Source organism: Clostridium sardiniense, assembly GCF_019753795.1.
In the GTDB taxonomy this organism is placed as follows: Bacteria; Bacillota; Clostridia; order Clostridiales; family Clostridiaceae; genus Clostridium; species Clostridium sardiniense.
This window is the reverse complement of the sequence record NZ_JAIKTU010000005.1, coordinates 140,695-152,793: the sequence shown is the minus strand read 5'-3', so window position 1 is coordinate 152,793 and position 12,099 is coordinate 140,695. Positions and strand designations below refer to the sequence as shown.

The window sequence follows — 12,099 nt, the reverse complement described above, 5'->3', positions numbered from 1 at the left end:
TTAAAATGGCTACTTATGAAACAAATAGGTTTCTTAAGTAAGACAAATTTATATTAATAAAAATATATTTTATTAATTTTTTTAAGTTTTATTAAATGAATTTACAAATAAATATTGAAAACGTTTAAAAAATAATATAAAATTAAATTGAATTTTATATTATCAATATAAGGGGGAATATTATGAGAAAAGGATATCTATTAAATACATATTGGAGGGATATATCTAAGTTATTAGTAGTTGTATTCATTATGAATTTAATTTTACCAATTAAATTTGTTAATGCAGACACAAATAATAACTTAATAAAAAATTATAAGTATTCTGATGACAATTTAGACAGTAAACCGGATTACTGGAGTTTTTACGCAAAGGGTAACAACTATGATTCACATATTTCAGATAGTGAATATAAAAAAGAGCCTAATTCACTAGTAATTGATGTTAAAACAAAAGATAGCAATGCAATAATAGTTCATCAGACAGTTAATTTAACTAAAGATCAACTAAATAAAAAATATAAATTTACTCAATGGATAAAAACAGAAAATTTTGTTGGAGCAGGTTCTCATATTAGACTACAAATAGTAAATAAGAGTAATCAAAAGCTTGATATATTTGAATTAGCTCCTAAGGTTACAGGTAATAAAGATTGGACAGAGTTAAGTTATGAGCTTGATATACCAGATTCAATTGGAGGAGTAGAAGTTGGCGGTTTAAAAATTGAAAACTATATTTCAAATAATAGTACAGGTAAAGTTTACTTCAATGAACCAAAGCTTGTATGCATTGGAGATGCAGATAAGGAAGAAACACCTAACCCAGAGGTTCCTGAATACAAAGATAGCCTAGTATTAAATGGATACTTTGAAAAAGTTAAAACTGATGGAACAGCAGATAAATGGGGAAGATGGCAAAGTGGAAGTAATAAATTTAATACAGAAATTGATAATAAAGTATTTTTTGAAGGAAAGAACTCAATTAGATTAGAAAATGGAGAAGCAGATAAAACTGCAAGAGGTACATTAAATCAAACAATAAGAGATATACCAAAAGATGCACAAGGTAAATCACTTAAAATAAGCCAATGGATTAAAACAGAAAACTTTAAAGGAAAAGGTCTTATATTAAGACTTCAATATAAATCACCAGATGGTCAAAAAATTGAACCAATGGGAATGGTTGATTTAAATATTAAAGAAAATATGAATTGGACAAACTTTGAATTTAAATTAGATCTTCCAAAAGAAACTTTGGGGAGCATAGTGTTTGAATATTTATATGATGATGCTAAAGGTAAAGTTTGGGTAGATAATGTAGAAGTAAATTCATATACAAAATTATCTAGTATAGAAGCTAAATCAAATGTAATTAAGTTAGAAAAAGGTAAAAGTGAAAAAATAGATTTAATTTTCACTCCAAATAATGCTACAAATAAAGATGTTACTTTTGAAAGTTCAGATGAAAAAGTAGCAACTGTTAATAGTGAGGGGATAGTAACTGGAGTAAACAATGGAACATGTAATATCATTGTTAAAAATAAAGATAGTAACATTAAGTTAGAGATACCAGTTATAGTTGGAGAGTCAGATCAAATAAATATAAAAGATATAGGAACAATAAAGGGAAAGGAAAATTCAGTTATAAAAGGTAAAATAGAAGCTAAATCCCAAACCGGTTTACACTTAAATTATAGCTCTTTAACTGACCCAAACAATGGAACTTTAAATTTAAAAGAAGATGGAAACTTTGAATATTATCCAAATAAAAATTATTATGGAGATGATATATTTACAGTAAAGGTTAATGATACAAACAACAATTTTGCTGTTACGAATGTAAAAGTTCAAGTTGAAAAAAATAATAAGGCTCCAATATTTGAAAATTTCAATATTACTTTAAATGAAAATCAAGAAGTAAAAGATAAAAAATTCAATGCAAAAGACCCAGAAGGCGAAGATTTAAAATTCCAAATTATTGATAAAGTACAAAATGGTGAATTTACTATAAGTGATAATAAATATAATTATAAGCCAAACAAAGATTTTAATGGATATGACTCTGTAAAAATTAAAGTTACAGATACTTTTGGTAATGAAGTTATAGCAGAAGGCAACATATTTGTGGCACCTTCAATAGAAAATATAAATAATCTTGTAAAGAAAGAACATCCAAGACTTTTAGCATCACAAGATGAGTTTGATTCATTAAGAAAATTAGTTAAGACTGATGAAAACGCTAAAATGTGGTTTGAAAAATTAAAGGTTAAAATAGATAAAATATTAACATCACCAGTTGTAGAATATAATAAACCAGATGGATTAAGATTGGATACAACTGCATCAAAAAATATTGTTGATTTATCATTTATGTATCAAATAACAGGTGAAAAGAAATATGCAGATAGAGCTTGGCTTGAACTTGAAAATGTTTCTGTTAAATATCCAGATTGGAGCCATCAGCACTATTTAGATGCCACAATGACATCTTTTGGAGTTGCAATAGGATTTGATTGGTTATACTCATATTTAAGTGTAGAACAAAGAGCTATCATAGAGAAAGCTTTAGTTAAGAATTCATTAAGTATAGGTCTTGGATACTATAAAAATAATTCACACTTCTTTGTTGAAGATAAATATAATTGGAACTTTGTTTGTAATACAGGATTAACAGCAGGGGCACTAGCTATAATGGGAGAAAACAATGACAAAATGGCTGGTGAAATAATTCAAGAAGCATTTAAATCAATTCAGAATGGGTTAACTCAATATTACCCTGAAGGAGATTCAATAGAAGGAATATCATATTGGGATTATGGTACAAGATATTTAGTTTATTTCTTATCATCTGTAAGTTCAGCAGTTAAAGGAGAAAATCTATTTATTAATGCACCAGGAATTAAAGAAACTCCAGATTATCCAATGTTTATGACTGGAAAGGATGGGGCATATAATTATTCAGATAATGATAGAAATTTACCAGCTGGTTACTTAAGTCTTTGGTTTGCAAATGAATTAAATAGACCAGACCTTACATGGTACCATAAGTATTATATGTCACAAGATGAAGCTGTAGTAAATGTATATGATTTATTATGGTATAAGCCAGAATTATATACTGGAGAAAGTCCAAAAGAATTAGACAAAGCTTATAAAGAAAGACAATCTGTAATAACTATGAGGAAAGATTGGGAAGATCCGCTATCAAGTTTTGTAGGATTTAAGGGTGGATTAAATGGTGCACCACATGGAGATTTAGATATTGGTTCATTTGTATTTGATGCATTAGGTGAAAGATGGGCATTAGACCTTGGAAAAGAAAATTATAATCTTCCAGGATATTGGGAAAAAGAAGAAGGCGGAAGAAGATGGAATTATTATAGGAAGAGAGCAGAAGGACATAACACTCTAATAATAAATCCAGGTTCAGGATATGACCAAGAAGTTAATGTATATTCACCTATAATAGATATGAAATTAAATCAAGGCAATAACGGTTATGGAATAATAGATATGACAAATGCTTATGATAGAGAAGCTTTAAGTATGAAGAGAGGAATTAAATTCATAAATAGAAAAGAAATTCTTGTAAGGGATGAATATATGCTAAAGAAATCAGGTGAAGTTGCATGGCAAATGCATACTGATAAAGAAGCAGAATTAACTGAAGATGGAAAAGCAGTTATTTTAAAAGATGGAGATAAAAGACTATATGTAAAACTTCTTAATGATGGAAATGAAAAGTTTGAAATAGTTGATGCTAAGCCATATGATGGATCTCCAAATCCAGAAGGACAAAATCCTAACAAAGGAATAAAAAAATTAATAGTTAAATCCAAAGGAAAAGAAGGAAATATTAATGTATGGATGTCTCCATTTATGAACGGAGACAACATTCCAAATAAAGCTCCAGAAGTTACAAACTTAATGTCTTGGAAAAGTGAACCAGATGATGATAACACATCAACACCAGAGGATAAACCAGAAGATAATACTAAACCTGAGAATAAGCCAGAAAATAAGCCTGAGAGTAAACCTGAAAGTAAGCCAGAAAATAAACCAAGTAATAACCAAGGTGATAAACCAAGCTTAGATAAAAATGAGTCAGGTGAAAATGATAAAGATATACCAAAAACAGGACAAGAAGGTTTAGGAACCATATTTTTAGGATTAGTAACACTTGTTGGAGGGGCTTTTATCATAAGAAAATAAAATTTTGAAAGAACAAGAAATAAGGGGCTGTATCAAAATAAATTTTGATACTAACTGATAAGAAAAGGAGGATTCGAACTGGAATCCTCCTTTTTTGGCATAACAGTATAATGAAAGAATCTTTAAAAATATTAAAAAGAAACCCATCAACGTAAATAATTCAAAAGTCATTTGCAAGATTTAAATAAAATGAAGGTTGAAAAGTTGAAATGCATATTTAATTTTTATATAGGAATAAACATATTAATAATAAGAATTATTAAATAGAGGTTAGATAATTATGAATAAGATTGTAATAGAAGCTGTAGCGAGTAGTATGAAATCTGATTTATATAAAAATAAATCTATTAGTAATACAAAAACACTTACAGTTGGAACTATCAGAAAGGGATTTAGAATAGAACATTGTAATACATCAATAAAATTTAATTTAGGTAATAAATTAAATGAGTTTAGAAATATTAATAAAGCAATATTAAAACTATATATAAATAAAACCTATTATGAGAGAAGAAAATATGGAAATAACATTAATATCTATATAAATAATGATGAATTTATAGGAAATAATGAGCAGGTGAAAGGGAAGAAAGTTTATAATAAACCAATTTCTAATACTATAGTAACTAAAAATATGCAAGATAAGTATATTTACTTAGACTTAACTCAAGTAGTTAAATATTTAAATAGAAAGAATATAAAGAATAAAGATATAACCATAAGCACTTCTAAAACTGAACATAGTAGTTATATAGTTATAGATTCAGCTTTTGGTAAGTTTAAACCAAGTCTTGAGATTTATGGCTGTAATTATTGCAATGATATGAGATGTGATGATTTAAATTGCCCAAGAAATATTTACGGAGTATTAGAATACTTACATATTGGTCATAATTATCCGTTGATGTTAAATAAAAATGAAAAATTAAAATTTAATAATAAGAGATTAAAGAATATTCTAGTAAATAATGAACAAAATAAATTGATAGTAGAGATGGAAGGTATGTATGTTATCACATGGAAAATAAAAAAAAGGTTTATAAAAAATTTTAATTTAAACTCATTAAACCTAGCTGTTTCAATAAATAGCGCTGAAGAGATATGTGAGATTACAGAATTAAAATGTGATAATAATGATGTAATTACAGCTTCTGATATAACATATCTTCAAAGAGGTGATGAACTATCGTTAATAAATATAGGCTTAGAGAAAATAACTTTAATAGATAATAATAGAAATTCAGAGAAAAATAGAGCTTTAGTAAGGTTATCTTTAGTAAAGGTATAAAAATAAATGAAAATCAGAGTATTTAACAAAAAAATAATCTTTGACTTTCTTTGACTAATATAATATTATGATGTTAAGAAATGAAAAAACGAGAGGTGAAATAAGAGATGGATGTAGAAAGAATGACTTTAAGAGTGCAAAATGCTCTAAATGAAGCTAATTTGATAGCTGTTAAAAATAATAATCAACAAATGGATGTAATTCATCTTTTTTTAAGTTTAGTTGAACAACAAGATGGATTAATACCAAATATATTTACTAAAATGGGAGTGCCAGTAAAAGCACTTGAAAATACAATAAATCAGTCAATAGGTCTTTTGCCTAAAGTAACTTCAACATCAGACGCAGAATCAAGCGTATATATAACTAAGAAGATACAACAAGTATTAATAAAGGCAGATGAAATATCAAAGAAGTTTGAAGACTCATATATAAGTGTTGAACATTTAATGCTTGCAATAATGGAAGTGGACAAAGACGGAGCTGTAGGAAAGATCCTTAGAACATACGATATAACAGAAGATAGATTTATGGAAGTATTAAAAGAAGTTCGTGGAAGTCAAAGAGTTAATTCTCAAGACCCAGAAGGAACTTATGATGCATTAGCTAAGTACGGAACAAATTTAAATGATTTAGTTAAGAGCCATAAATTAGACCCTGTCATCGGAAGAGATGAAGAAATAAGAAGAACTGTTAGAATCCTTTCAAGAAGAACTAAAAATAACCCAGTTTTAATTGGTGAACCTGGTGTTGGTAAGACTGCAATAGTTGAAGGTCTTGCACAAAGAATAGTTAATGGGGATGTACCAGAAGGATTAAAGGACAAAATAATATTCTCATTAGATATGGGTTCATTAATAGCTGGTGCTAAGTATAGAGGTGAATTTGAAGAAAGATTAAAAGCTGTACTTAAAGAAGTTCAAAATAGTGAAGGAAGATTAATCTTATTTATAGATGAAATTCATACAATAGTTGGTGCAGGTAAAACAGATGGTGCAATGGATGCAGGTAACTTAATCAAGCCATTACTTGCAAGAGGTGAATTACACTGTATTGGTGCTACAACTTTTGATGAATATAGACAATACATTGAAAAAGATAAAGCATTAGAAAGAAGATTCCAACCTGTGGTTGTAAATGAACCTTCAGTTGAAGATGCTATATCAATTCTAAGAGGATTAAAAGAAAGATTTGAAATTCACCATGGAGTAAGAATCCATGACTCAGCTATAGTTGCAGCAGCTAAGCTTTCAGATAGATATATACAAGATAGGTATCTACCAGATAAAGCTATAGACTTAATTGATGAAGCTGGTGCTATGATAAGATCAGAAGTAGATTCACTTCCAACTGAACTTGATGCAGTTAGAAGAAAAATATTCCAATTAGAAACTGAAAAGGAAGCTCTATCTAGAGAAAAGGATGAAAACTCTAAAAAGAGATTAGATATAATAGAAAAAGAACTTGCAGAACTTAGAGAACAAAACGATGAAATGACTGCTAAGTATGAAAAAGAAAAAGAACACATTGTAGAACTTAGAGAATTAAAAGAACAAATGGATGAAGCTAAGGGCGAACTTGAAAGATATGAAAGAAATTATGATTATAATAAAGTTGCTGAAATTAGATATAGCGTAATTCCAGCTTTAGAAGAAAAGATAAAAGCAAAAGAAGAAGAAGTTAAAGAAAATTCAGAGGGTGCTTTATTAAAAGAAGAAGTAACAGAAGAAGAAGTTTCAGAGGTTCTTTCAAAATGGACTGGAATTCCAGTATCAAGATTATTAGAAGGAGAACGTGAAAAACTTCTAAGATTAGATGAGGAATTACAAACAAGAGTAATAGATCAAGATGAAGCAGTAGAATCAGTATCAAATGCTATATTAAGAGCAAGAGCTGGACTTAAGGATGAAAATAAACCAATAGGATCATTTATATTCTTAGGACCAACTGGTGTTGGTAAGACAGAACTTGCAAAAACTTTAGCTAGAACATTATTTGATAGCGAAGATAGCATGATTAGAATTGATATGTCTGAATATATGGAAAAACAATCAGTATCTAGATTAGTTGGACCACCTCCAGGATATGTTGGATATGAAGAAGGAGGTCAATTAACAGAAGCTGTTAGAAGACATCCATATTCAGTAGTATTATTTGATGAAATTGAAAAAGCTCATCCAGATGTATTTAATGTATTCTTACAAATACTAGATGATGGTAGACTTACAGACAATAAAGGTAAGACAGTAGACTTTAAGAATACTATAATAATTATGACATCAAATATAGGATCTCATTTCTTATTAGAAGGATCTAAAGATGGCGAAATTTCAAATGAAGCTAGAGATTTTGTAATGGGAGAAATGAAGTCAAGATTTAAACCAGAATTCTTAAACAGAGTTGATGATATCATAATGTTTAGACCATTATCAGAAAAAGGTATTAAGAAGATTATTGATATATTCTTAAAAGATGTTGAAAAGAGATTAGTTGAAAAGAATATAACATTAGAAATAACAGACGGTGCTAAAAATATATTAGCAAGAGAAGGATATGATCCAGTATATGGTGCAAGACCACTTAAGAGATATATCCAAAATACTTTAGAAAATAAATTAGCAAGAATGATAATTAAAGGAACTATCGGATATGGTTCAAATGTAAAAATTGATGGTGAAGGGGATAACTTAACAATTAACCCTACTAATTAAAAGTATACAAACCCATAAAACTACAAAAAATAAGTACAAATAAAATAGGTAGGATAAAAGAAGATATTTTCTTTTAAACCTACCTTTTTTATAAATCTTATAATTTTTAGGAGGGATTTTAATGGAATACTTAACTCCAGAAGACAATTATCTAGTAGTATTTCCAGATGGAAGAGGTGTTACTTTCAAGGATATTGAAGGTTGTGATGCTTATATAAATAGATATTATGAAGAAAGAGTAAGATTACATGCCATGGAAGAAATTTATGAAAATTATGATTTAACAAAAGAAGATGCAAGACATAGAATATCAACAATAATAGGGGCTGAAGAAGGAGATCCTAAAGTATATTATTTAGATGATGTTTTTGAAGCTATACAAAACTCAGGAGCATTTATAGAAGAGCAACAAGAAGTAATAAGCAATCTACTAGGTAGAAATTCAAAAATAAATACTACTCATTACGGATTAGATCAGATATTAGTAAATGTTACAGATATAATTGAAGGAAGATTCTAATAAAAAACTTAAAGTTAATTTAGGCTAATATGTAATTAAATTATTATGTATTAGCTTAAATTATATGTATATTGTTAAATAAAACTTAGTATTTTGAAATATTAATAAAAGTTAAGAATAGGAAGTAAAATCATGCAAAAGAACGCAAATAACTAATATTTACATAAAATAATAATATTTACACAAATTTGAACAAATAGTGAAGAATTAAGACTTTGTAATATGTGGTAATTAAACCTATAATTTCATTAGAAAAGAAGAGAAAGGGATAAAGGTATAGGGGATGTTATCATATAGGTTTTTATTTGATATAGCAGTCATTCTGCTAAGTACAAAGTTATTAGGATTAATAACAAAGAAGTTTAAAATGCCACAGGTAGTAGGAGCATTAATGGCAGGTATAGTACTTGGACCAGCTATGTTGGACGTGCTTCATGAAACTGAATTTATTCAACAAATGGCAGCATTAGGTGTAATCGTGTTGATGTTTACAGCTGGACTTGAAACTGATATAAATGAATTGAAAAAAACAGGAAAGGCATCAGGTTTAGTTGCTATATTGGGTGTTTTAATTCCATTAGTTGGAGGATTTGTAGTAGCATATATTTTTAATAGAGGAGAAATTTCTCATGCTAGTACAAGTTCTTTATTACAAAATATATTCATAGGTGTAATAATTACAGCCACATCAGTTAGTATAACAGTTGAGACTTTAAAGGAACTTGGAAAGCTAAATACAAGAGCGGGAAATACTATACTTGGAGCAGCTCTTATTGATGATATATTAGGAGTTGTTGCACTAACAATTATAACTAGTATGGCAGATTCATCAGTGCAAATAGGAATCGTATTATTTAAAATAGTATTATTCTTTATTTTCTCTGGAGCTATTGGGTATTTATTTTATATATTATTTAGCAAATGGATGGAAAGATACCATAAGGATATGAGAAGATTTGTAATTGTATCTTTTGTTTTTTGTTTATTACTATCATTTGCAGCAGAAGAAATATTTGGGGTAGCAGATATTACAGGTGCATTCATAGCTGGACTTATAATATCAAACACAGAGAGAACAAAATATATAAATACTAGATTTGAGACATTATCATATATGTTATTATCACCAATATTCTTTGCAAGTATTGGTATAAAAGTTGAACTTTCAGGGATGTCTGCTGTAATATTATTATTTACTTTAGTATTATTGTTAGTAGCTTTAATAAGCAAGATTGTTGGTTGTGGATTAGGAGCAAGAATATGTGGATATGATAAGGAAGAATCTCTTCAAGTGGGAGTAGGTATGATATCTCGGGGGGAGGTTGCTTTAATAGTTGCAAATAAAGGTATAGCAGTTGGGCTTATGAATCCAGCATTTTTAGCACCCATAATAATAGTAGTCGTAATTACGACCATAATAACACCTATACTTTTAAAAGTAGTATTTAAAAGACAACAGCAAATTAAAGTAGCATATGCAAAATAATAAAATAAAAGTAATATAATTAGAATAATATAATTTAAACAATAAAAGGAAGCATTCATATAATGAATACTTCCTTTTATTTGTCTTATATACAAGAAATTTAAGAAATGTCTAATTATATTATTCTGTTTCTGAGAATTGATCTTTACCAACTCCACATAGTGGGCAAACCCAATCTTCAGGTACATCTTGGAAGCTAGTTCCAGGATTTACTCCATTGTCTGGATCTCCTACAGCTGGATCATAAATATAACCACATACATCACAAATATATTTTTGCATAATAAATTCCTCCTAATATTGTTTATTTTATATAATAAATTTTTTATTTAGCTTAGTAATAAATCTACAATGTAGTAAGCAGCTCTTCTAATTTTATCTGCTTCTTCATCACCTATTGAGAATCTTATTCTAACAGGGAACTCAACATCATTCATACCAGTAGATTTGATTATACTTGAAGTATTTAATACAGTCATATTAGTCTTATTTAAATACTCTTGTATTAATTCAATACCTTCGCCACTCCAACCAAATGAACCAAAGGCTCCAGCAAGAATTCCTTTTAAATCTTTATTTTGAAGTAATTTAAGTAATACTTCCATGTTTCCGACCATGTCTCCATATCTTGTTGAAGTACCAAATAAAGTACAATCAGAATTTTCAATAGCTTTTATTATTTCATCTGATGAATCTTTATCGGCATTAAATAATAGAACTTCTATATTATTGTTTGAGATTAAGTCTTTAAACATTTCAGCTATCTTTTTAGTATTCTGTCTAATAGTAGTATATACAATAACTACCTTTTTATTATTATTTTTAGTTTGACTTAAATCATCATATATTTTAATAAATTTATCTACATCTTTTCTGATTATAAATCCGTGAGATGGACAAATCATTTTTATATCTAAATCTTTTATAGAATCTAGCATTATTCTGACATAAGATCTATGAGGTTTCATAATTGCATTATAGTATGAAATGAAATCCTCTGTTATATCAAATCCGCATGTATCATTAAAATAATCTTTAACTGCAACATGTGTACTAAATATATCACATGAGAATAATGTTTTATCTTCTATGCAGTAAGTAATCATTGTTTCTTTAGTATGAAGATAAGGAGTTATTTTAAATAATAAGGTTTTACCACCAATATCTAATTTATCTCCATCTTTCACAACTAAGAAATTTCTATTTTGTAATCTATACATTTCTTTAAGTTCATATACAGCAGGTTCTGTACATACGATAGTAGCATCCTTTGCTCTCATTGCAAGTGAGCCTAATGCACCAGAGTGATCTGGCTCTGTATGATTAATAACGATATATTTAATATCTTCTAAATTTATTAGTTCTGAAAGATTATCTATATAAGCTTTACCAAACATCATATCAACGGTATCAATAACTGTTGGTTTATTAGTTTTTAATAGATAGCTATTGTAAGTAGTTCCTTTCTTTAAAATAAGTCTATGAAATGGAACATCCCTATCATCTATTTTTCCAACACAATAAGAATTTTCATTTAATTGTTCAGTCTTTATCATTAATTTTGCCCTCCTCATAAAACTCAAATCTTTTGTATAAAATAATGTTACCACATATGGAAAAATAAAAATGTGATTACAGTTACAAAAACATTTAATAATAAGTGAATAAAATTAATAATTAGTAGAAATAAATCTTTATCTTAACACTTATTAATATATTATTGATGATAAGTCTTGATACAAATTCTATTAAATTTATAAAGAGTAATCTTAAGATATAAGTTAAATACTTTTATATAATATGTAAAGTTATATAAAAGTGAGAAAAATATCGAAAAATGAAGATAAATACAAAAAATAAGATAATTTAATAATGATAATCAT

General features: G+C 27.9%; 7 protein-coding genes. 5 read left to right on the top strand and 2 right to left on the bottom strand.

The window, feature by feature from the left end; genetic code table 11:
* Nucleotides 1-182: 182 nt before the first annotated feature.
* From K5V21_RS07420 to K5V21_RS07400, 5 genes are all read left to right on the top strand, one after another.
* Nucleotides 183-4,211, top strand: a complete 4,029-nt coding sequence (locus K5V21_RS07420; RefSeq protein WP_221860436.1) for an Ig-like domain-containing protein — start codon at nt 183-185, stop codon at nt 4,209-4,211.
* A gap of 280 nt (nt 4,212-4,491) precedes the next feature.
* The gene (locus tag K5V21_RS07415; protein ID WP_221860434.1) at nt 4,492-5,499 is read left to right on the top strand and encodes a DNRLRE domain-containing protein; all 1,008 of its coding nucleotides are present in this window, start codon (nt 4,492-4,494) and stop codon (nt 5,497-5,499) included.
* Nucleotides 5,500-5,606: 107 nt separating this feature from the next.
* The gene (gene clpB / locus K5V21_RS07410; RefSeq protein ID WP_221860432.1) at nt 5,607-8,210 is read left to right on the top strand and encodes an ATP-dependent chaperone ClpB; all 2,604 of its coding nucleotides are present in this window, start codon (nt 5,607-5,609) and stop codon (nt 8,208-8,210) included.
* A gap of 121 nt (nt 8,211-8,331) precedes the next feature.
* Nucleotides 8,332-8,730: a hypothetical protein gene (locus K5V21_RS07405; protein ID WP_221860430.1), complete on the top strand. Its 399-nt coding sequence runs from the start codon at nt 8,332-8,334 to the stop codon at nt 8,728-8,730.
* A gap of 283 nt (nt 8,731-9,013) precedes the next feature.
* A complete protein-coding gene (locus K5V21_RS07400; RefSeq protein ID WP_221860428.1) occupies nt 9,014-10,216 on the top strand; it encodes a cation:proton antiporter in 1,203 nt (400 codons plus the stop codon).
* Between the two features lie 120 nt (nt 10,217-10,336).
* On the opposite strand, the gene rd is transcribed toward K5V21_RS07400, so the two are convergent.
* Nucleotides 10,337-10,498: a rubredoxin gene (rd, locus tag K5V21_RS07395; RefSeq protein WP_204594762.1), complete on the bottom strand. Its 162-nt coding sequence runs from the start codon at nt 10,496-10,498 to the stop codon at nt 10,337-10,339.
* A 47-nt stretch (nt 10,499-10,545) separates the two neighbouring features.
* Complete coding sequence (locus K5V21_RS07390; protein ID WP_221860427.1) at nt 10,546-11,772, bottom strand: FprA family A-type flavoprotein; 1,227 nt, start codon at nt 11,770-11,772, stop codon at nt 10,546-10,548.
* Nucleotides 11,773-12,099 lie beyond the last annotated feature (327 nt).

Coding starts and splice junctions, on each gene's coding strand:
- K5V21_RS07420 (WP_221860436.1), top strand. CDS start 183: ATGAGAAAAGGATATCTATTAAATACATATTGGAGGGATATATCTAAG.
- K5V21_RS07405 (WP_221860430.1), top strand. CDS start 8,332: ATGGAATACTTAACTCCAGAAGACAATTATCTAGTAGTATTTCCAGAT.
- rd (WP_204594762.1), bottom strand. CDS start 10,498: ATGCAAAAATATATTTGTGATGTATGTGGTTATATTTATGATCCAGCT.
- clpB (WP_221860432.1), top strand. CDS start 5,607: ATGGATGTAGAAAGAATGACTTTAAGAGTGCAAAATGCTCTAAATGAA.
- K5V21_RS07415 (WP_221860434.1), top strand. CDS start 4,492: ATGAATAAGATTGTAATAGAAGCTGTAGCGAGTAGTATGAAATCTGAT.
- K5V21_RS07390 (WP_221860427.1), bottom strand. CDS start 11,772: ATGATAAAGACTGAACAATTAAATGAAAATTCTTATTGTGTTGGAAAA.
- K5V21_RS07400 (WP_221860428.1), top strand. CDS start 9,014: ATGTTATCATATAGGTTTTTATTTGATATAGCAGTCATTCTGCTAAGT.